Here is a 22150-nt window from a genome sequence, read left to right on the forward strand (position 1 = left end):
TTAGCAGCATGAAAAGAACAGTGTTCATCGGTTTTATTTTAGGGTTGATTGTTTTTTCCAGCTGCAACACACACAGTGCCGCAGAAAGCAAGGTTTACAAAGGTTTGTACAGTTTTGGGCTGGAGGTGAAATCTTTTAAAGAGTGCAGCACCGGCCGCGAATATTGGGTGAAAGACAGTTCTGGCAAACTGGAACTGGATTACTCGAACATGAACTTTGAAAAGCCTTACGAACCGGTTTATGTAGAAGTGGAAGCCATGAAAATAAAATCCGGCCCGGAAGGTATCGGTGCCGAGTTTGACAGCACAATGGTGGTTACCAAAGTACAAAAAATCACCCGCGAAATCCCGGAAGATATGTGTAACTGAGGCTGGAGGTGTGGACTATTACCTATTAGCCGTCGGCTGTTTTCAACATTTTTTGCCGATAAAAACAGCATTGCCCATCAAATAAACGGTTATGAAAATCGGAGGGCCCTTTCCACAACGCACACCTAAAAAAGGTCGGTAAAAGAAGCATTTAAATGGAAGTAATCGGGCATTGCCGTAAAAACTTGTGTATTTTCATGGAAATGGATAATTTTCAAATCTGAACTCACCTGAACGGGAAATAAACTAATTTTTAACAACCTGAAATGATCTTATCAAAATCTAATTTAAAAGATATCCAATCGTCTGAAATAATCGTTCCTGATGCGGCAATTTTTAATCTCCCGGAGAAAGTTTTACAATTTGGAACAGGCGTTTTGCTGCGCGGTTTGCCGGATTATTTTATCGACAAAGCCAACCGCCAGGGTGTTTTTAACGGGAGGATTGTTGTTGTAAAATCAACCGCTGCGGGCAGTTCTTCAGCGTTTGACGATCAGGACGGACTTTATACTTTATGCATAAAAGGTATCGAAAACGGACAGAAAACTGAAGAGGATATCATTTGTTCTGCCATTAGCCGCGTTGTATCAGCAACAGAAAACTGGCCGGAAATTTTAAAATGTGCCCGTAACCCGGAAATGAAAATCGTGATTTCCAATACAACAGAAGTCGGGATTTCCCTGGTAAAAGAAGCACTTGATCTGCAGCCGCCAACTTCTTTTCCGGCAAAATTATTGGCTTTTTTGCTGGAGCGATTTAATGCTTTTGGCGGAAGTGAAGAAAGCGGAATGGTGATCGTGCCGACGGAACTGATTGTTAGCAATGGCGATAAATTAAAAGCTATTTTGCTGGAACTGGCGGCTTTTAACCAGCTAAAAGAAGCATTTATTAATTGGCTGAAAGATCAGAATACGTTTTGCAACTCACTGGTTGACAGGATTGTGCCCGGAAAACCGGATGTGGAAACCGTTGCCGATTTCCAGGAAAAAGCCGGTTACGAAGATGAGTTGTTAACCGTATCAGAAGTTTACCGTTTGTGGGCGATTCAAGGTGATGAAAAAGTAAAAGCTGTTTTAAGTTTTGCCGAAGCAGATCAAGGCGTGGTCATTGCGCCAGACATTGAAATTTACCGCGAATTAAAGCTCAGAATGCTGAACGGCACGCATACTTTAAGTTGCACGCTGGCTTTTCTCGCCGGTTTTGATACGGTAAAAGAAGCAATGGACAACACTGTTTTTGCGGGATTTATCAGCAAACTGATGACGGAAGAAATTGCATCGTCGATTCCTTACGAAGTAAGTAAAAAACAAACCGATGAGTTTTCGTCGCAGGTTTTAGACCGTTTCCGCAATCCGCACATCAAACATCAATGGATCGCGATCACGATGCAAAGCACGGCCAAACTGAAGATGCGCGTGGTGCCGGTTTTGCTAAATCATTACCAAAAATCAAGCGAAATACCGAAACGCATAGCTTTAGGTTTCGCCGCTTTTTTGCGTTTTGTACAAGTGCAAAAAGAAGAAAACGGCAAATATTTTGGCGAACTGAACGGAAAAAGCTATCCGGTAAACGATGACCAGGCACACTATTTTTATGCCCTTAAAAACAGCATTCCGGCCGACCTTTGGGTTTACACGATATTAAGTAATACCGAACTTTGGGGAACGGATTTGACGTTGTTGCCAGGGTTTTTGGATGCGGTGCAGTGGGATTATAATGTTATCCTTGCTGATGGGGCTTTGAGGGCGATGGAGAAGTTATAAAGAACTGTATCTAACATCTATAGTCTGATAGAACAGCATTCACAATACAATTTGCCGAAGTTTAAAACGATACTTTTACAATATGGAGATTAAAGAAAAACTTACGCTGCCTAAGCTTATTGAAGAAGCCCAACTTTTCTGTGTTGAACAATCAAAATTTCAGCATAAAGAACTTTTTGGAGTTACTGACGGCAAAGCTGTTGGGACGTTAATCGAACAGAAATTTCAAAAGTATTTGCAAGATAAATATGAAGTTACAATTGGCTCATCTGCTAATGGTATTGACCTACCATCTGCTGACATTTTAACGGATATTAAAGTAACTTCCATAAAACAACCTCAATCCTCTTGCCCTTTTAAAGATGCAAAGCAAAAAATATTCGGATTAAGTTATAATCTGCTTGTTTTCGTTTATGATAAAAGCGACGATGAGAACACCAGAACTGCAACGCTCAATTTTGTTAGTTGCTCTTTCGTTTCTAAAGAGCGAACGGCAGATTACACGACTACTTTTCGCTTAAGAGAAATGGTAAAAGATAATGCTAATGAAGCAGATATTATAGCATACTTGCAAGACAAAAACATCCCTGCAGATGAAATAACACTGTTAAAGTTATCCGAACTCATTTTGCAAACCCCACCCGAACAGGGTTACCTAACAATTTCCAATGCTTTGCAGTGGAGATTGCAGTATCAAAGGATTGTGGCGTTGATTGATGATATTCCGGGCATATCTAAAATTGTTAGTTATAATAAACCTAAATGATGAAAGTATTTGAAGCAAATATTAGTTATAAAGTTTCAGATTTCTTAAACCAAAGTTTAAGAAATATTGCATCATTTGAATTAGCCAATCAGAAAATGTTTAATGCCTTTGGTATAAAACATTTTTTTGACAATAATGAAGGTTTAGAAACTCTTAAAGAAGTAATATCTGATAATTACAATATACTTGAAGAGCCTGAAAGAGCTGAATATGGCGACTTTCAGACAAATGAAGAGTTAGCAAATAAAGTAACACTACACTTAGCTTTCAAAAGTATCTCACCAGAAGTAATAGTTGAACCAACTTGTGGAAAAGGGAATTTTATCATCGCTTCCTTAAAGAATTTCCTAAATGTCCAAAACATATTCGGAATCGAAATATACAAGCCTTATGTGTGGGAAACCAAATTTAACATTATCAATTTTTTTCTTGAAAACCCTGACACTAGAAGACCTATAATTTCTATCATTCATTGTAACGTTTTTGATTTCGACTTTAAGCAGATTGAAAAGCAGTTTTCAAACAAAGATATTTTAGTAATTGGTAATCCACCCTGGGTTACAAACTCAAAGTTAGGAAGCTTAAATTCGGTTAACTTACCAAGAAAAACGAACTTTAAAAACCATAGCGGATTAGATGCAATGACAGGTAAAGGCAACTTTGACATTGCTGAATATATTACTTTGACATTACTTAAAACCTTTCAAAAAGCCAATGGAAATTTACTTTTATTAGTTAAAAATTCCGTCGTTAAAAATATTGTTTTTGACCAATCTAAAAATAAATACAATATTGCGTCTATTGAAAAGCATTGCATTGATAGTAAGAAAGAATTTAATGTTTCTGTTGAAGCATCTTTATTCTATTGTGAATTAAATGCTGTACCTGATTTTTATTGTACTGAATTTAATTTTTACAGTAATCAAAAATCTTATCAAAAGTTTGGTTGGTTGAATAACAAATTTGTTTCAAATATTGATACTTATATCCATACAAAAGAAATTGATGGAGAATGTCCTTTCATTTGGAGACAAGGCTTGAAGCACGACTGTTCAGGCATAATGGAATTAGAAAAAGTGAATGACCATTATGTAAATGGCTTGAACGAAGAAGTAAATTTAGAAGACGGATTAGTTTATGGTCTTCTCAAAAGTTCTGACCTCAAAAATACAGTCATTGCCGGAACAAGAAAATTCACAATTGTTACACAAAGAAAAGTAGGGCAGGAAACTAATTATATAAAATACGATTATCCTAAAACATATCAGTATCTGATAGAACATCAATCCAGTTTTGATGCACGGAAATCAAGTATATATATTAACAAACCTCTTTTTTCAATTTTTGGCATTGGCAACTATTCTTTTAAACCTTTCAAAGTTGCCATATCCGGCCTTTACAAAACGTTTCATTTTACATTAATTCTGCAACAAACCGGCAAGCCTGTAATGCTTGACGACACTTGTTATTTAATAGGTTTCGATAAAATAGAATTTGCTGTATATACTTTGATGCTTTTAAATTCAGAATTAACAATGCAGTTTTTGCAATCGATAACCTTTTCTGACGCAAAAAGAACTTTTACAAAAGATGTATTGATGCGGATTGACATTTTAGAATTAACAAAAGCTATTAGTAAACAAAATTTGCAAACAGAACTGGATCAACTAAATATTAAATACAAACTTAGTTTAACATTGGACTTGTGGGACAGTTTCCTAACCGAAATATTGCATGTTGGCAGTAGACAAATTGAAATGTTTGCATAATAAACCTTGAAAGGCACTACGAAAAGAAGAGTGGCTTTACTTAACTAAGATTAACACAATGAAAAACCAAGTCTTAAAAGTTCATCCCAACGATAATATAATTGTGGCGTTAACGGATTTGGCTCAGGGAACGCAGTTTGAATTTGATAATCAGCAATATATATTAACGGAAAACGTGCCTGCGAAACACAAATTTGCCGCGCAGGATTTTCAAACTGGCGATGATATTACAATGTATGGCGTTTTAGTTGGCAAAGCGCAAAATTTCATTCCGGCCGGCGGATTATTGACCACCAAAAATATCCATCATGCGGCCAACGATTTTTTTATCGGCGAACGGCAAACCGATTGGCACAAACCGGATATTGGCAAATTTGTAAACCGTAAATTTTACGGCTTCCAAAGATCGGATGGCAGCGTTGGAACGGCAAATTATTGGTTGGTCATTCCGATGGTTTTTTGTGAGAACCGCAACCTGGAAGTTTTGGAGGAAGCACTGATCAAACCTTTGGGTTATGGCCGCAACCGCGTTTACGCCAATCAGGCGCAGGAACTGATTAAAATGTACAAATCAGGCAGCGACGTAACGCAAATCCTGAATGCTGAAATGCCTTATGTTGAGCAGGTTGCCAAGCAGGAACGCCTTTTTCCAAACGTGGACGGCATTAAGTTTTTGGTACACAATGGCGGTTGCGGCGGCACGCGGCAGGATGCGCAGGCACTTTGCGGTTTGCTGGCCGGTTACATCACGCACCCAAATGTGGCCGGTGCAACGGTTTTAAGTTTGGGTTGCCAGAATGCACAGGTTTCTATCTTGGAAGAAGAAATTAAAAAACGCCTGCCAATATTTGACAAACCGTTTTTTGTACTGGAACAACAGAAAGTTGGCACCGAAGCGGATTTACTTTCATTAGCGATCAAGCAAACTTTTGCAGGACTGGTTTTGGCCAATAAAAACAGCAGGCAACCCGCGCCGATCAGTAAAATTTGTATTGGTTTGGAATGCGGCGGTTCGGATGGTTTTTCGGGGATTTCTGCCAATCCTGCTATCGGTTATACATCCGATTTACTGATTGCCGCTGGCGGTTCTGTTATTTTGGCCGAATTCCCGGAGTTGTGCGGCGTTGAGCAAAACATGAGCGACCGCTGTGTGGACACAGAAAATGCGGAAAGGTTTTCTTATTTGATGCGCACTTATAACGAACGCGCAAAAGCAGTAGGTTCTGGTTTCGACATGAACCCTTCTCCCGGAAACATCAAAGATGGTTTGATTACGGACGCGATAAAATCTGCCGGAGCAGCCAAAAAAGGCGGCACTTCTCCAGTCGTCGATGTGCTGGATTATCCCGAAAAGGTAAAAAAACCGGGTTTAAATTTACTTTGCACGCCGGGGAACGACGTAGAATCGACGACTGCGGAAGTTGCGTCCGGCGCAAATGTGGTTTTGTTCACGACAGGTTTAGGCACGCCAACGGGAAATCCGGTCGCACCGGTTGTCAAGATTTCCAGTAACACGAAACTGTACAATAAAATGCGTGATATCATCGATATAAACACCGGAACTGTGATCGAAGGCGAAGAAACCATTGAACAAGCCGGTGAACGTATTCTGGATTACGTGATCCGCGTGGCCAGCGGCGAAATCGAGGTGAGTGCCGTGCGCCACGGTCAGGATGATTTTATCCCTTGGAAAAGAGGCGTTTCTTTATAAACCGATGCTTCTTTTATCACCTAAAAAATTGAATTTAAGCTGTTTATCAGCATAAAAAATAAATAAATGAAACCTTTTTTAGACGAAGAATTTCTGCTGCAAACGCCAACCGCGCAAAAACTTTATCATGCTTTTGCGGAGAAACTGCCGATCATTGATTACCATAACCATTTGCCTCCAGATCAGGTTGCGGGCAACATCAACTTTAAAAATATTACACAAGTTTGGTTATATGGTGATCATTACAAATGGCGCGCGATGCGTACCAACGGAATTAAGGAAGATTTTATCACCGGCGGAAAAAGCGATTACGAAAAGTTTAAAAAATGGGCGGAAACTGTTCCTTACACCATGCGGAACCCACTTTATGTTTGGACACATTTAGAATTGCGGCGATATTTTGACATTCACGATTTATTATCGATAAAAACAGCACAAAGTATTTACGATAACGCTACGGCGAAATTGCAAACGCCGGAATTTTCGGTTCAGGGTTTGCTGCAGAAAATGAACGTGGAAACAATCTGTACAACCGATGACCCGACGGATGACTTGCACTTTCATCAGCAATTAAAAAACGAAGGCGGAACGGTGAAGATGCTGCCTGCTTTTCGGGCGGACAAAGCCATGAACCCGGATGATTTAGAAGTTTTGAATGCTTATATTGATCAATTAGAATCTGTAACCAACACATCGATAGCCAGTTACGAAGCTTATCTTTCTGCCTTAAAATCCCGCCATGATTATTTTGCCGAAAACGGCTGCTCGGTTTCCGATCATGGTTTGGAGCAAATTTATGCCGAAGATTATACCGAGGAAGAAATTAAAAATATTTTTGAAAAAATACGTGCTAAAAACAGCATCAGCTATTCCGAAAACCTTAAATTTCGTTCAGCTTTATTGTTTCAATTTGCCATTTGGGACCATGAAAAGGGCTGGGTGCAGCAATATCATTTGGGCGCGCTGCGGAACAATAACGCGCGGATGCTGAAGCAGTTAGGGCCAGACACGGGCTGGGATTCGATCGGTGATTTTAGCCAGGCAAGGCAATTGTCTAAGTTTTTAAACCGCTTAGATGCGGAAGACCGGTTGGCGAAAACGATTATTTATAACTTAAATCCGGCTGATAATGAGTTGATTGCAACCATGGTCGGGAATTATAACGATGGTTCGGTTGCCGGTAAAGTACAATTTGGTTCGGCCTGGTGGTTTTTGGATCAAAAAGATGGCATGACGAAGCAGATCAATGCGCTTTCCAACATGGGTTTACTCAGTAAATTTGTTGGTATGCTGACTGATTCGCGCAGTTTTTTATCGTTTCCGAGGCATGAATATTTCCGCAGGTTGCTTTGCAATTTGTTTGGGAAAGACGTGGAAAACGGAGAATTGCCAAATGATTTGGAACTGATCGGCAAGATTATTTCGGACATTTGTTACCACAACGCCAAAAATTATTTCAACTTTTAAGATGCTACCGTCAGTTAAAATTATTTCAACGTTTAATTATGGCAAAATACTCAGTTTTGGCGAATTATTGCTGCGGATTTGCCCTGATACAGAAGGTAACTGGCTGAAAGAAAATTCGTTGCCTTTTTATGTTGGCGGTGCGGAACTGAATGTGGCAACAGCTTTGGCTTTGTGGGGTTTGCCTTCTGCCTATTTTACGGCTTTGCCTAAAAACATGCTGTCGGAACATTTGATCAGCTATCTTCAGCAAAAAAAAATTGATACAACTGCTGTTCTTTTTCAGGGGAACCGGATCGGCACGTATTATCTCCCGAAAGGAAAAGATTTGAAAAATGCTGGTGTGATTTACGACCGCAATTATTCGTCGTTTGCCGAAATCAAACCTAAAACTATTGATTGGGACGCTGTTTTTACGGGTGTTTCCTGGTTTCATTTCAGCGCGATTTGCCCGGCTGTGAGTCAAAATGTTGCTGAAGTTTGTGAGGAAGCTTTAAAAGTTGCATCTGCAAAAAATATTTTTATTTCGTTGGATTTGAATTACCGCGCCAAACTTTGGAAATATGGAAAAGAGCCGATAGAAATTATACCAAAACTTGCCCAGTATTGTGATTTGATCATGGGCAATATTTGGGCGGCAAACCAAATGCTCGGGACAGGTTTGGATGAAAACGTGCAGGAAATCGGCACAAAAGAAAACTACTTAAACCACGCGCAAAAAACTTCAGAAGCAATTATCAAAACCTATCCAAAATGTAAATATGTGGCCAATACTTTCCGTTTCGGAGATCCCGGGATTGAATATTATACGACTGCTTTTACGGAAGGAAAATTGGAGGTTTCGCAGGAGTATTCGGCAGCAAAAATTTTGGACAAAGTGGGCAGCGGTGATTGTTTTATGGCCGGATTAATTTATGGTTTGTACAAAAAACTACCGGTAAAAGAAGCATTGGGTTTTGCAACGGCCGCAGCTTACGGAAAATTATTTATTGAAAGCGACGCAACAACCATGAGCGCGGACGAAGTATTTAAAACCATCAAAAATGAGTAAAAAAACACACTCCCTCAACCTGATTTTGGAGCAGGGAACGTTGCCTTTGTTTTTTTACAAAGATGCGGAAGTGAGCTTGGAAATTACCAAAACTTTGTACAAAGCTGGTGTGCGCGTGTTTGAATACACCAACCGCGGGCCGGAAGCTTTGGAAAATTTTAAGCTGATCAGAAAGCTGGTAAATGAGGAAATGCCGGACATGGATTTGGGCATCGGCACAATTAAGTCGGTAAAAGAAGCACAGGATTTTATGGCGGCCGGAGCAGATTTTTTGGTCAGCCCGATTGTAAACCCAAAAGTTGGACAGTTAGCTTTAGAAGCTGAAATACTTTGGGTTCCGGGTTGTATGACGCCGACGGAAATTTACACAGCACAGGAAAACCAGGCAGGATTGATCAAGCTTTTTCCGGCCAATATTTTGGGCGAAGTTTTTTTAACTTCGATAAAAGATTTGTTTCCGGGACAGCTTTTTATCCCAACCGGAGGCGTAGAACTGACCAAAGAAAACCTGACCGGCTGGTTTAAAGCAGGCGTAAGTGCCGTTGGTTTGGGCAGCAAGCTCATCAGCAAAAATGTGATTGAAAACAAGCTGTACAATGAGCTTTTTTATGCCATAAAAGAAGCACACGAACTGGTTAGAAACTGCCGGTAATTTAAAAGATGATGGACAATAAAATAGGTAAATATAGGTGGACAATATGCGCCCTGTTGTTTTTTGCTACTACAATCAATTATTTAGACCGCCAGGTTTTAAGCCTGCTTTCGGGCAGATTGGAAGAAGAATTTCATTGGACAAATACCGATTATGCAAATATAACAGCCGCTTTTCAGTTTATTTATGCTATTTCCATGCTGTTTGCAGGCCGCCTGATTGATAAATTAGGGACGAAATGGGGTTATGCAATCGCTATTGTTATCTGGTCTTGCGGCGCAATTTTACATGCCAAAGCCATCCCGATCGGAGGGGCAATAGCTTCTGTTTTTGAATTGGTTGGCATTACCGGCTTATCGGTATCGGTACTGGGTTTTATTTTTTCGAGGGCTGTTTTGGGCTTTGGCGAATCCGGGAATTTTCCGGCAGCAATTAAAGCAACGGCCGAATATTTCCCCAAAAAAGAACGTTCTTTTGCTACGGGCATTTTCAATTCCGGAGCCAACGTTGGGGCAATTTTGGCACCGGCAACTGTACCTTATATTGCCAAGGTTTGGGGCTGGGAAACCGCTTTTTTAATTATCGGCGGGGCTGGTTTTTTGTGGTTGATTTTCTGGTTTATTTTTTACGATAAGCCGGAGCAGCAAAAACGCCTGTCTAAAAACGAACTGGAATACATTTTACTGGATGCGGATGAAAAAGCAATCGTCCCGAGCGAATCGGAAACAGCGGCAAAAAAAGTTTCCTGGTTTAAACTACTGGCTTACAAGCAAACCTGGGCATTTACGTTTGGCAAATTCATGACAGATGGTGTTTGGTGGTTTTTCCTGTTCTGGCTGCCTTCTTTTTTAAAAGCAGAGTATGGTATGGAAGGCACATCTATTTCCATCCCGCTGTTTGTACTTTACAGCATGACCATGGTCGGTAGTATCGGCGGCGGCTGGTTTCCGGCTTATTTCCTGAAAAAAGGTTATAACGCCTATGAAGGGCGGATGAAGGCGATGATGATGATTGCCCTGTTTCCGCTGGTTATTTTGCTTGCGCAGCCTTTCGGGCATTATTCTTACTGGGTTCCGGTGGTTTTAATCGGCATTGGTGCCTCTGCGCATCAGGCATGGTCGGCCAATATTTTCACTACCGTTTCGGATATGTTCCCTAAAAAAGCCATCGGTTCCATCATCGGGATTGGCGGTATGGCCGGCGGGATCGGCGGCGTGATCGTATCAAAAACCGGCGGTGCTTTGTTTGATCATTACAAAACCTTGGGCCACATCCAAACCGGCTACACCATTATGTTTACATTTTGCGCCGTTGCCTACCTCATTGCCTGGGCAATTATGAAAGCTTTGGTGCCCAAGTTTGCACCGATCACCGATATTTAATTAAGCTTTTCAGGATTTTTCTTTTACTTTAAAAGCCTGTTTAATTTTGTTTTCACAAAGTTTACCATGCTTCTTTTATCACCAAAATTTAGGCGATAAAAGAAGCATGACAATCGTTTCCGGCTAAATTTGGACAGGCTTTAAGGTTTATCTAAACATGAATACAAATAAAGTACAAAGCTTTTTTTTTGTGGCGATGGCTTGCCTCTTATTTTCCGGATGTTCGGTTTTTAAAAAAACACCGGTAAAAACAGCATCGGCCACAATCAGCGGTTTAAAATTTCTGGACGAATATGATCTGCCCTACAACCTGCAATATAAAAACACAACCGTTGGCGGCTTATCTTCAATAGATTATGATGTTAAAAACGACCGGTATTATCTGATTTCTGATGATCGTTCGGAGATCAATCCTTCTCGTTTTTACACGGCCAAAATCAGCCTTAGCAAAAATGAAATCAACAGTGTAAAAATAGTTGCCGTAACTACACTGTTGCAGCAAAACGGCAAACCATATCCTGATTTAAAAAAGCATACCAAACAAACCATCGATCCGGAAGCGATGCGTTTCGACCCAAAAACAAACCAATTGGTTTGGAGCAGCGAAGGGGAACGTATTGTAAACCAAGGGGATACGGTTTTGATTGATCCGTCTGTAAATACTGTTTTTACCGATGGAAAATACAGCGGCACATTGCCATTGCCGGATATTTTAAAAATGCACGCTACCGAAAACGGTCCGCGCAGAAACGGCGTTTTAGAAGGTTTAACTTTTGCGGACAACTATAAAACGCTGTATGTAAACCTGGAAGAGCCGCGTTATGAAGATGGCCCGCGGGCAGATTTAACAGACGTAAACCCATTGATCCGGATTTTTAAATTTGATTGGAAAACGAAGCGCAACACAGCGCAATATGCTTACAAACCGGAGCCGGTTGCTTATCCGGCCAAGCCCGAAAATGCGTTCAAAATCAACGGCGTGCCGGATATTTTATCTGTAGGCGAAAACCAGCTTTTAGTAACCGAGCGTTCCTTTTCCACTGGCCGCGAAGGTTGTGTGATTAAAGTTTTTCTGGCTGATATGAGTGATGCTGATAATTTGATTTCAAACCCTTCTTTTATCAAAAACCCACCGCAGCATTTGATCAGCAAAAAACTGTTGCTTAATATGGATACACTTGGGGTTTATATCGATAATGTGGAAGGCGCAACCTTCGGCCCGATGCTGGCAAACGGACATCGGTCCATCATTTTTGTGGCCGACAACAACTTCAGCAAAACCGAAAAAACACAGTTCTTTTTGTTTGAGGTGATGCCGTAAGCAGGATTGGTGATACTGTTTTTAGCAGTTAAATCTATTTAGACAATGGCAAGGCTTTTTGAGGACTTTTTGATTTTAGGTTATTTACTTGGTAAAACCTACCCATTATAAATACTGTTACCAAACCAACCAGATCAACTGACCCTAAAATACCACCTGAAACTTCATGCCCTAAGTATATTAAAAACATAGAACCAGCGAAAACAAATATTGCTATTATGAAAGCATAAATTTGTCCCCATGCACTTTGTTTTTGTTGGGAAGTTACAACTAATGTTTCCATAGCAGTTCTATGACTGGACTGATTTTTAAAAACGTCGAAAATTATTTGTACGCTTTCTGGATATATTTCTTTGTATTGCTGTAAAGTTTCAGGGTCTGGTAACGGCCCACTTTGCATTTTTGTGATACTTAAAATCTGTCTTACCAGTGCCTGTTGCCTATCAGGAGTGTTAACACTGTTAAAGAGTTTCGGATCGATCTTGCTAACAATATCCGCTTCGGTCTTAATTATCTCATCGTTGGATTTTGATTTTTTCCTAGCGTTTGCCATTAGCAAAAGAATTATTTTTCCATTATTTGAGAAATAGATTTTTTTAAATCATCTCCGGTAATATTGAAGTCATTTGCTATTGCTACTCTATCGGCTTCTTCACCGGTTTCACACGAATTATATTCATAAAAATTACCGGCCAAATTAAAAATAGTAGCTGCACCAGTTAAGTAACTGGGCGTTGTAAATAAAAAATCTGTGTGATTTTGCTCTATGTTGTTCATAACTAAATTCCTTACAAATAAAAACGTGTTTTTCTACGAAATATTTGACAGTTAGTTCGCGCTAACTTTGGAAATGATTCATTTTTAATGACATCCAAATCTATAAAAAGTTTTTTAGTTAATTTTGAAAATTAATTATTTTAACTTTCTATGTTAAACATATTTAACAAAAAGTCTTAAAAAATTTAAATTAGATACTGTAAATAAGTATACCATTGCCTTTCTATGAATTAGGTTTTCAATCTGATAATCTCCAATTTTATCGCAATGAACAACCTACCACCTTTAGCCGAACGGATGCGGCCAAATAACCTGGACGATTACGCCGGTCAGCAGCATTTGGTTGGCGCAGGAGCCGTTTTGCGCCGCGCAATTGAATCCGGGAATATGCCTTCTATTATTTTATGGGGGCCGCCGGGCGTGGGCAAAACTACGCTGGCCAACATCGTTTCCCAATCTTTAAAACGGCCTTTTTTTGCTTTGAGCGCCATAAATTCAGGTGTAAAAGAAGTACGCGAAGTGATTGAAAAAGCTTCCCTTTTGAAAAAAGGCGGACAACCGCAGCCCGTTTTGTTTATCGATGAAATCCACCGTTTTTCCAAATCGCAACAGGATTCTTTACTCGGCGCAGTAGAAAAAGGGATTGTCACCTTGATTGGTGCGACGACCGAAAACCCATCTTTCGAAGTTATTTCGGCTTTGCTTTCGCGCTGCCAGGTTTATATTCTGAAGAATTTAACAGAAGAAGAACTGATCAGCCTGCTTCAGAAAGCTATCAAAACCGATGCTGTTTTTAGTGTTAAAAAAATAGAAATTGAAGAATATGAAGCGTTAATTAGGCTTTCAGGTGGCGATGCACGCAAATTGCTTAATATTTTTGAGTTGCTGGTGAACGCTCTAGACGGCAACGAAATCACGATCACCAATAAATTAGTGCTGGAAAACGTGCAGCAAAACATGGCGTTGTACGATAAGGCCGGCGAGCAGCATTACGATATTATTTCGGCTTTTATCAAATCCATTCGCGGCAGCGATCCAAATGCGGCGGTTTATTGGCTGGCGCGGATGATTGCCGGCGGCGAAGATGCTTCTTTTATCGCCCGGAGATTGCTGATTCTGGCATCCGAGGATATTGGCAATGCCAACCCGAATGCACTGCTTCTGGCCAATAATTGTTTTCAAGCTGTAAACGTAATCGGCTGGCCTGAATCGCGGATCATCCTTTCGCAAACGGTGGTTTACCTGGCCACTTCGCCCAAAAGCAACGCCAGTTATGAAGCCATTGGCAAAGCGCAGCAAATTGTAGCACAAACTGGCGATCTGCCCGTGCCTTTGCATCTCCGCAACGCGCCAACCAAACTGATGAAAAACATCGGTTACGGCAAAGAATACCAATACGCGCACGCTTTTGAAGGGAACTTTGCCGATCAGGAATATTTACCGGAAACCATAAGCGGCACAAAATTTTATGAGCCGGGGAAAAATCCGGCAGAAGTGAAAGCACATGAACGGTTGAAAGCTTTGTGGAAAGGGAAGTATGGGTATTAAAAATTATACAAAATCACTGATTTTTAATTAAGTTTGTTTACAACATAAAAATTTATCATGAAAGTTTTATTAGAAGATTTCGATGAAAAACACATTCGTCTTTTATACGAAATGGCAGATAAATTAAAATTTAAAGTAAGCAAAATACGTAGCACTTTAACTCAGATTACTGACGATCTGGCCGTTGCATCCGAAGAAAAAGAAATGACATTATTAGCTATGCAAGCATCGGAACAAACGATGGCTAAGGTTTGGGATAAAGATGACGATGATTACTGGAATTCCTACTTGTAAACAAAACCGATAATGACTTATAAGCAAGGCGATGTTGTGCTCCTGCCATTTCCGTTTACCGATCAGCAAGGAACTAAAGTAAGGCCCGGAATTGTAGTTTCAAACGCGCTTGTCAGCAATGTATCAACTGATGTAATCATTGTACAGCTTACCACTCAAAATCTTAGTAGCAATGCTTTAGCTGTTGAATTAAACAACAAGCATATAACCATCCCTTTTAAGCCTCCGCACAATACTCAGTTTGTTTATTGCAAAAAGGTATTGGTGATTGATAGTCAAATCATTATTAAAAAGATTTCGGCTGTTGCAGATAAAGTTAAATTAAAAGAAATATTAACAGTAATTAAGTCTGTTTTTGATATTGAATTGTAAAAATACGTTCAGTTCTACTTCAAATATATGATTTACTCGCAAATTAAACCGATGACCGGAATTTTCTTTCAGCACGAAATCAAATCTTTTACGCGCACGGTGGGCGCGGGCAAAAGTATCGCCATAAAAGTAATTATGGGTATTTTGATTTTATACCTGTTTTTGAACGTGCTGGCCCTGGGGTTTTTTATGGATAAATTGCTGGAAGAAATTTTTCCGAACGAAGACCTGATCACGTCTTTTTGCAAAATTATCCTGTACTACTTTTTGTTTGATCTGCTGTGGCGTTTCCAACTGCAGGAACTGCCAACATTGCAGGTGCAGCCTTACCTGCATTTGCGGGTCAAAAAAAATGCAATTGTTCGTTATTTATCGCTCGCTTCTTTGCTTTCGGCTTTCAATTTGTGGCCGCTCATACTGTTTTTACCCTTTATTTTTAAGGTAATTTGGGTTGATACCAGCCATGTGACCGCATTGCTGTTTGTTGTCGCAATTTTGGCATTAACGGTTTTTAACAACTATTTAAGTTTGTTTATCAAGCGGAAAGCCAACTTAAACGGCTGGGTTTATATTGGTTTTGCATTGTTGCTGGTGCTGCTTACCACGGCAGATTTTTCCTGGCATTTATATTCCATCCGCAACTTGTCTTTCGCGTATTTTGGCGGATTGCTGCATCAGCATTATTTAGTATTACTACCGGTAATCCTGGCTGTGCTGATGTATCTTGTCAACTTTATCTACCTAAAAAACAACCTTTATTTAGAAGAACTCAGCAGCAAAAAAACAGCTTATAAAAGCAGTACCGATATTCCGTTTTTTAACCGTTTCGGTAAAATCGGTGATCTGGTTTCTAACGAGATCAAACTCATTTTACGCAATAAACGAAGCCGCTCTGCCTTGATCATGACGGGCACTTTCCTGTTTTACGGCCTGCTTTTTTACACCAACAAAGCGTATGGCGAAGGCATGAAACTGTTTTGCGGCACTTTCATAACAGGCTTGTTCATCATCAACTACGGCCAGTTTATGTTCAGTTGGCAGGGTTCTCACTTTGATGGCATTTTAATCAGTAAAATTTCCTTCCGGGATTTTATAAGGGCGAAATTCCTGCTGTTCACAAGCGTTTCCACACTGGCATTTTTGCTTACGCTGCCTTACGTTTACTTTGGCTGGCACGTTATTTTTGTCCATTTTATGATGTATTTGTGGAACATCGGCGTAAACACGGTGATCGTACTGTTTTTTGCCAACCGAAATTACAAACGCGTTGATCTGTCAAAAGGTGCTTCTTTTAACTGGGAAGGCGTTGGTGCCACACAGCTGCTGATGGGTTTCCCGATTTTGCTGGCACCATTTATCATTTATTGGCCAAGTTCGTGGCTCGGCCATGCAGATATTGGCTTGATTTTGCTGGGCGTTACCGGGATTGTGTTTATCCTGACCCGCAATTACTGGATCAAACAGTTGGAAGCAGATTTTGAGGTGAAAAAATATACCATTGCCGAAGGTTTCAGAAACAAATAACCATGATTGAAATTAAAAACCTAACCAAAGCCTACGCCGGCGCAACGGTTGTAAACATTTCTCACCTGAATATCAGAAAAGGCGAAACTATTGGTTTGGTTGGGAACAACGGTGCCGGAAAAACCACGCTTTTCCGCATGATTTTGGATTTGATCCGGCCGGAAAGCGGCGAGGTTTTATCCAACGGAAAAAACGTGATGCAGGACGAGCAGTGGAAAGATTATACGGCTTCTTACCTGGATGAAGGCTTTTTGATCGAATATCTTACGCCCGAAGAATATTTTTATTTTGTGGGAAGTCTGCACAATCAAAACAAGGTTTATGTTGATGAAAAACTGGCCGGTTTAGCAGATTTTTTTAACGGTGAAGTTTTGCAAAAAGGCAAATACATCCGCGATCTGTCCAAAGGAAATCAGTGTAAAGTTGGCGTGGCTGCCTGTTTGCTCCAAAACCCGGAAATTTTGATGCTGGACGAGCCTTTTGCCAATATCGACCCAACCACACAAATCCGGCTGAAAAACCTGCTCAAAAATTTAGGGCATAAAAACAGCATGACTACCATCGTTTCCAGTCATGATCTAAACCATGTAACCGATGTTTGCCAGCGCATTTTGCTGATGGAAAAAGGCGAAATCATCAAAGACATCGAAACAAATTCCAACACGCTGGAAGAACTGGAAAATTATTTTGCGGTTTAATTTTGTGCAATGATCACGATCAGACATGCTACCCTGGCCGATGTAAAAACGATACATCTTTTAGCACATCAAATTTGGTGGCCAACGTATGCCGACATCCTTGAAAAAGAGCAAATCGGTTTTATGCTGGATTTATTTTACAGCGAAGAAAAGCTAAAAAAATATATTGGCAGCGGCGGGCAAAGTTTTGTGCTTTTAACAGAAAACGGACATGCGGTAGCTTTTGCCGCTTTTGCTGCCGATCAGGAAGATGAAAAAGTAATGATTTTGGAAAAGATTTACTGCCTGCCCGAAACGCAGGGAAAAGGCTACGGAAAACAACTGCTTGATTTTGTGGCCACAGAAGCCAAACTCGCCGGAAAATTGTTCCTTCAACTTTACGTTCACCGTGAAAACAAAGCCAAAAACTTTTACGAAAAAATGGGTTTTAAGGTGATAAAAGAAGTAAACCGGCCGCTGGATAAATATTTGCTGACGGATTTTGTGATGCAGAAGGCGTTATAAATTCAGCTGAATAAACGTCTTTTAAAAACTGTAAATTTGAAATATGAACGAAATATTTTTTTTAGTAGAAGAAGCTTTAGAAGGCGGTTATACAGCTAAAGCTTTGGGCGAATCAATATTTACGGAAGCTGAAACCATGGAAGAACTTCGGGCAAATATCAGAGAAGCTGTGCAATGTCATTTTGAAGGAAATGCTTTGCCTAAAATTATACGCTTGCATTTGGTAAAAGAGGAGGTTTTAACGCTATAAAATTAATTCCTTAAAAACTTCAAGTTGAATAAGGATTTAGGATTTGTAGTTTTTCCCACAAATAATAAATTCATATTAACAGGCTCCATTTTCTGGAGCGTAACAATTATATGAAAACCCCAAGAGATTTATCTGCACAGGATCTAATAAAAATATTAATTAAACACGGCTATCAGATAACCAGACAAAAAGGAAGTCACATCAGGTTAACCAAATCATCTTCAAAAGGAGACCATCATATTACTGTACCCAATCATGATCCGCTAAAATTAGGAACACTTTCTTCTATTGTAAATGACGTTTCTATTTATTTAGAAATTGATAAAGGCGCATTTTTTTGAAATTACCTAATTGAAAAGAAAATTATATTTTGTGATATAAAAGAAGCTGAAATATATAAAATGGATTTAAACCACCGATTTAAATCCATTTATTAAACAAGTTTAATGAGAACGGTTATTCCGCTTTCATTTTGAGGAAATCCACCAAATGGCTTTCCAGCAATTCTGTATTATATTCCAGCATGTTTTCAGGTTCCGTATCATTGTCCGTAACCACAATCTGATCTTCAGAAACCGTAACGGTCAAAACCGTGCCTGCAATTACTTCCGGAAACGATACATTGATAATATCATAAACGTGTGCAAATTCGATTGTTAAAGTCGAGTCTAATTTTTCGTTGATATAATCAGGAAATTCTTTTTTTAAAATATCAAAAAGTGCTTCTGCATTTAACGGCTGGATGTTTTGAATAGATGTCATTGCGTTTTATAGTTGATGTGAAAGTATTACTTCAATTACAAAATAATGTTTGATAAAAGAAGCAAGGGCCTGTTTAAAATTGGTTCGATTTGTTTGCTGTGCTTCTTTTACCATATAAAAAACAAGAAAAACCCATGCTTCTTTTATCGGTATAAAATCGAAATACAAAATTTATAGGATAAAAGAAGCATAGTAAATTTTTTTGATACAAATCCAAACACGCCATAAATATAAAAAAGCGACAATTTTTTATATTTACTTTACCAGCTAAGGGCAAAAACCACTAATACCTTTTTTGCCCTACTTATAAACTTACGGTAGGCACGCTGATGATAACTGTATTGGATGGATAGCTTTCGTTTTTTAGCCGGTCTAAAGCCGTAACTACATATTGATAGGTTTTTCCGGCTTCGGCGGTTTGATCTGCAAAAGAACGTTCTTGCGTATAATTCAGGCTGATGATATGTTTTGGGTCGATAAGATTAATGGCTTCACCCTGATCAAAACGATAAACCACATAACCTGAAGCCGTGTTGCCGTCGCTGGCCGGGATAGGCAATTGCCATTGCAGGTTTATATTTTTGCCCATCGTGCGGGCAATCAGTTCGCGCGGAATGTTGGGCACCACGGCATCGCGCCAAAGCATGGCTGGCGGCAAAGCCGGATAGCGGTAAAAATCGTTTTTCAGGCTATCGGTAAAGCCCAGTAAATTATTTTGCAAGGATCTCGAACTGAAATAAACGGTGCCTTCTACGCGCGGATTTTCCCGTTCATAGCGTATTTGTCTGGGCATCTGGCTCACGTCTCTCCAGCTGGCACTCATGCGCTCGTTGATGCGGTAAGCCGCCAAACCAATGTACAAATGCCGACCGTAAGTGTTGTTGCTCCACCAATCCACCAATTTCTCGTAAGCGGCGGCGCGGTTGTTAAAAGGCCAGTAAATTTGTGGGTTGATGTAATCCAGCCAGCCTTCTTTAACCCATTTTCGCGAATCAGCAAACTGCTCGTAATAAGAAGAACCGCCGCCCGTTTCGGAGCCTTCGGGGTTTTGGCGTTTATTTGCCCAGATGCCAAACGGACTGATGCCAAATTTCAGGTAGTTTTTATGGTGATGGATGCTGTCGCTCAACGCATGGATCAGCGTATCTACATTATGCCTGCGCCAATCTTTAATATCGGTAAAACCATCCGGATGGTCTGCAAAGGTTTGTGCATCATCAATATGCTGTCCATCAACCGGATACGGATAAAAATAATCGTCCAAATGTACGCCGTCGATATCGTAATTATCAACCACATCCAAAATCACTTTAATAATATAAGCCCTCACCTCAGGCAAACCGGGGTTAAAAAGTTTCCTTCCGGCGTAGGTAAAAAACCATTCGGGCTTTTGTTTGGTGATGTGATCATCGCTTAATCCTTTTTGATTGGCCGAAAATGTAGCACGGTACGGGTTAAACCAGGCGTGCAGTTCCATACCTCGTTTGTGCGCTTCATTAATGGCCAGTTCTAACGGGTCATAAGCCGGGTTTGGTGCCTTGCCCTGCTTTCCGGTAAGCCATTGCGACCACGGCTCCAGGCTTTTGGCATAAAGCGCATCTGCAGCAGGCCGCACCTGAAACATGATGGCATTGATGCCGGTTTGATGGTGCGCGTTGATAATCCCGATCAGTTCCTGCTGCTGCTGTTGCGAACTGATTTTGCTGCTGCTTGGCCAGTCGATATTGGTTACGGTAGCAATCCAAACGCCGCGAAATTCCCTTTTAGGCTGAGGCAAAACCTGGCCATCAGTCAATCCAACCATACCCATCAAAAACAGCAACAGCAAAGCACAACGATACATCCGGTTCTTTTTTAAAAATGGCAAAGATACTTAAACTGTATCTGCCCGATTTTATTGGAATAAAAAATAATTATAGGAAAATAAATCCAAAATCAGTTCAAGTTTAAGGTAACCTGCTCAAATAAAAGTAATTAGATGCTGTTTTTACCGGCTATTTTTATCCATTTAAACGGGAATATGTTATCTTCGGTTCAGGATTTTTTTCGATCGTGATACAATATCCCGCATATAATCTTAGTTTTATCGGGAATATTGATTGCTTTAGGGCGAACAAATCACCATAAAACCGAACGTTTACATAAGTTTTTCATCTGAAACCAATTAACCAAACTCTTAAAAATGGAGAATCAAAACCCACAAACACCTGCCAAAAAATCAAATCTGATTTATTTTTTGATCGTTGTTGTACTGGCTTTGCTGGGCACAAACGCGTATTTATACTTCCAGAAAAATAAATCCGACGAGCGGATTGTTACGCAGAAAGCGGATGATACCAAGGTTTTGACCGATACGCGCACTACTATGCGGGCTTCTCTGGACAGTTTGACCACGCAATTAGATTCTGCAAATAGTGGCAAACACCGGGTTTCTGCGGCTTTGCAGGCGAAAGATGAAGAACTGAAGGCCAAAATCACCCAGTTAAGAAGGGCACTGGCCAGCGGTAATTTAAACGCAAAGCAACTTGTTTCTGCCCGCGAAGACATTAAGCAATTGCGCTATTTTGTAACCAAATACACGACCGATATTGAAGAATTGAAACAGCAAAACGCCACTTTAACAACCGAGCGCGATACCTTGAAAACCAACCTGGCAACCGTAAACCAAAAAGCAACTACCCTGCAGCAGCAAAATCAGGATCTGAACACCAAAGTACAGATTGCAGCTGCCTTAAAAACTTCTGCGGTGCAAATTGCGGCCTATAAAGTTAAAAACAGCGGCAGGGAAGTGGAAGTTTCGCGCGCCAATCCGGCCAAAAAAATAAAAGTTAAATTTACGGTTACCACTAATGAACTGGCCCAGAAAGGCTTGCATGATATTTATCTGCGGATAATTGACCCGACCGGCAACCTGATCACTACCGGAAACTCCGGAAATTTTACCATTAATGGCCAGGATATGCAGTTTACTTACAAAAGTTCCATCGATTTTAAAAATGACGGCAGTGCTTATGCCATTGATTGGGTAAACCCAAGCGAGTTTCAAAAAGGGACTTATTCGGTTATGCTTTATGCTGATGGCTACCAAATGGGCAAATCTTCTTTCAACCTGCGATAAAAGCGGTCAACTATTTTTTAAAAAAGGATTTGGTGTGAAACCCAAATCCTTTTTTT

General features: G+C 40.2%; 23 protein-coding genes. 19 read left to right on the top strand and 4 right to left on the bottom strand.

Annotation, left to right across the window (positions count from 1 at the left end):
• Positions 1 to 8: 8 nt before the first annotated feature.
• The 10 genes from ACOFKR_RS01810 to ACOFKR_RS01855 all read left to right on the top strand — a co-directional run bounded on the left by ACOFKR_RS01810 (position 9) and on the right by ACOFKR_RS01855 (position 12247).
• Entirely contained in the window at positions 9 to 368 is a 360-nt protein-coding gene (locus tag ACOFKR_RS01810) for a hypothetical protein (RefSeq protein ID WP_419802323.1), read from the top strand.
• Positions 369 to 634: 266 nt separating this feature from the next.
• On the top strand, positions 635 to 2131 hold the full coding sequence (locus ACOFKR_RS01815; RefSeq protein ID WP_419802324.1) for a tagaturonate reductase: 1497 nt from the start codon (positions 635 to 637) through the stop codon (positions 2129 to 2131).
• An 82-nt stretch (positions 2132 to 2213) separates the two neighbouring features.
• Entirely contained in the window at positions 2214 to 2897 is a 684-nt protein-coding gene (locus tag ACOFKR_RS01820; RefSeq protein ID WP_419802325.1) for a hypothetical protein, read from the top strand.
• A complete protein-coding gene (locus tag ACOFKR_RS01825; RefSeq protein WP_419802326.1) occupies positions 2894 to 4666 on the top strand; it encodes a hypothetical protein in 1773 nt (590 codons plus the stop codon). Before ACOFKR_RS01820 ends, ACOFKR_RS01825 begins: the two co-directional genes overlap by 4 nt.
• A 58-nt stretch (positions 4667 to 4724) precedes the next feature.
• Positions 4725 to 6377, top strand: a complete 1653-nt coding sequence (locus tag ACOFKR_RS01830; RefSeq protein WP_419802327.1) for a UxaA family hydrolase — start codon at positions 4725 to 4727, stop codon at positions 6375 to 6377.
• Between the two features lie 66 nt (positions 6378 to 6443).
• Positions 6444 to 7844, top strand: a complete 1401-nt coding sequence (gene uxaC / locus ACOFKR_RS01835; RefSeq protein ID WP_419802328.1) for a glucuronate isomerase — start codon at positions 6444 to 6446, stop codon at positions 7842 to 7844.
• Between the two features lies 1 nt (position 7845).
• Positions 7846 to 8892 (top strand): PfkB family carbohydrate kinase, encoded by a 1047-nt coding sequence (locus ACOFKR_RS01840; protein WP_419802329.1) that lies wholly within the window; start codon positions 7846 to 7848, stop codon positions 8890 to 8892.
• The gene (locus ACOFKR_RS01845; protein WP_419802330.1) at positions 8885 to 9544 is read left to right on the top strand and encodes a bifunctional 4-hydroxy-2-oxoglutarate aldolase/2-dehydro-3-deoxy-phosphogluconate aldolase; all 660 of its coding nucleotides are present in this window, start codon (positions 8885 to 8887) and stop codon (positions 9542 to 9544) included. Before ACOFKR_RS01840 ends, ACOFKR_RS01845 begins: the two co-directional genes overlap by 8 nt.
• An 8-nt stretch (positions 9545 to 9552) precedes the next feature.
• The gene (locus tag ACOFKR_RS01850; RefSeq protein ID WP_419802331.1) at positions 9553 to 10926 is read left to right on the top strand and encodes an MFS transporter; all 1374 of its coding nucleotides are present in this window, start codon (positions 9553 to 9555) and stop codon (positions 10924 to 10926) included.
• Between the two features lie 157 nt (positions 10927 to 11083).
• Positions 11084 to 12247 (top strand): esterase-like activity of phytase family protein, encoded by a 1164-nt coding sequence (locus ACOFKR_RS01855; protein WP_419802332.1) that lies wholly within the window; start codon positions 11084 to 11086, stop codon positions 12245 to 12247.
• A gap of 34 nt (positions 12248 to 12281) precedes the next feature.
• Here ACOFKR_RS01855 and ACOFKR_RS01860 read toward each other — a convergent pair whose 3' ends face one another.
• Together ACOFKR_RS01860 and ACOFKR_RS01865 are read right to left on the bottom strand one after the other, a co-directional pair.
• Positions 12282 to 12800 carry a DUF2335 domain-containing protein gene (locus ACOFKR_RS01860; protein WP_419802333.1) on the bottom strand — a complete coding sequence of 173 codons (519 nt, stop codon included), beginning with the start codon at positions 12798 to 12800 and terminating at the stop codon, positions 12282 to 12284.
• Positions 12801 to 12811: 11 nt separating this feature from the next.
• Positions 12812 to 13024 carry a hypothetical protein gene (locus tag ACOFKR_RS01865; protein WP_419802334.1) on the bottom strand — a complete coding sequence of 71 codons (213 nt, stop codon included), beginning with the start codon at positions 13022 to 13024 and terminating at the stop codon, positions 12812 to 12814.
• 267 nt (positions 13025 to 13291) lie between these two features.
• Between ACOFKR_RS01865 and ACOFKR_RS01870 the strand changes: the two genes are divergently transcribed.
• The 8 genes from ACOFKR_RS01870 (at position 13292) to ACOFKR_RS01905 (ending at position 18555) form a co-directional block, all read left to right on the top strand.
• Complete coding sequence (locus ACOFKR_RS01870; protein ID WP_419802335.1) at positions 13292 to 14572, top strand: replication-associated recombination protein A; 1281 nt, start codon at positions 13292 to 13294, stop codon at positions 14570 to 14572.
• 57 nt (positions 14573 to 14629) lie between these two features.
• Positions 14630 to 14866, top strand: a complete 237-nt coding sequence (locus ACOFKR_RS01875; protein WP_419802336.1) for a hypothetical protein — start codon at positions 14630 to 14632, stop codon at positions 14864 to 14866.
• A gap of 12 nt (positions 14867 to 14878) precedes the next feature.
• Positions 14879 to 15238: a type II toxin-antitoxin system PemK/MazF family toxin gene (locus tag ACOFKR_RS01880; protein WP_419802337.1), complete on the top strand. Its 360-nt coding sequence runs from the start codon at positions 14879 to 14881 to the stop codon at positions 15236 to 15238.
• 51 nt (positions 15239 to 15289) lie between these two features.
• Positions 15290 to 16762, top strand: coding sequence for a DUF5687 family protein (locus ACOFKR_RS01885; protein ID WP_419802338.1), 1473 nt, complete (start codon positions 15290 to 15292; stop codon positions 16760 to 16762).
• A gap of 2 nt (positions 16763 to 16764) precedes the next feature.
• A complete protein-coding gene (locus ACOFKR_RS01890) occupies positions 16765 to 17460 on the top strand; it encodes an ABC transporter ATP-binding protein (protein ID WP_419802339.1) in 696 nt (231 codons plus the stop codon).
• Between the two features lie 9 nt (positions 17461 to 17469).
• Positions 17470 to 17964: a GNAT family N-acetyltransferase gene (locus tag ACOFKR_RS01895; RefSeq protein WP_419802340.1), complete on the top strand. Its 495-nt coding sequence runs from the start codon at positions 17470 to 17472 to the stop codon at positions 17962 to 17964.
• A 43-nt stretch (positions 17965 to 18007) separates the two neighbouring features.
• Positions 18008 to 18214 carry a 2-oxoisovalerate dehydrogenase gene (locus tag ACOFKR_RS01900; RefSeq protein WP_419802341.1) on the top strand — a complete coding sequence of 69 codons (207 nt, stop codon included), beginning with the start codon at positions 18008 to 18010 and terminating at the stop codon, positions 18212 to 18214.
• A gap of 110 nt (positions 18215 to 18324) precedes the next feature.
• Positions 18325 to 18555 (top strand): type II toxin-antitoxin system HicA family toxin, encoded by a 231-nt coding sequence (locus ACOFKR_RS01905; protein ID WP_419802342.1) that lies wholly within the window; start codon positions 18325 to 18327, stop codon positions 18553 to 18555.
• A 115-nt stretch (positions 18556 to 18670) separates the two neighbouring features.
• Here ACOFKR_RS01905 and ACOFKR_RS01910 read toward each other — a convergent pair whose 3' ends face one another.
• The gene (locus ACOFKR_RS01910; protein WP_419802343.1) at positions 18671 to 18976 is read right to left on the bottom strand and encodes a hypothetical protein; all 306 of its coding nucleotides are present in this window, start codon (positions 18974 to 18976) and stop codon (positions 18671 to 18673) included.
• A 304-nt stretch (positions 18977 to 19280) separates the two neighbouring features.
• Positions 19281 to 20819: a glycoside hydrolase family 10 protein gene (locus tag ACOFKR_RS01915; protein ID WP_419802344.1), complete on the bottom strand. Its 1539-nt coding sequence runs from the start codon at positions 20817 to 20819 to the stop codon at positions 19281 to 19283.
• A 339-nt stretch (positions 20820 to 21158) separates the two neighbouring features.
• On the opposite strand from ACOFKR_RS01915, the gene ACOFKR_RS01920 reads away from it, so the two are divergent.
• A complete protein-coding gene (locus tag ACOFKR_RS01920; protein WP_419802345.1) occupies positions 21159 to 22094 on the top strand; it encodes a hypothetical protein in 936 nt (311 codons plus the stop codon).
• Positions 22095 to 22150: the final 56 nt, after the last annotated feature.

The sequence above is a fragment of the Mucilaginibacter sp. genome (genome assembly GCF_965201005.1).
Classification (GTDB): Bacteria; Bacteroidota; Bacteroidia; order Sphingobacteriales; family Sphingobacteriaceae; genus Mucilaginibacter_A.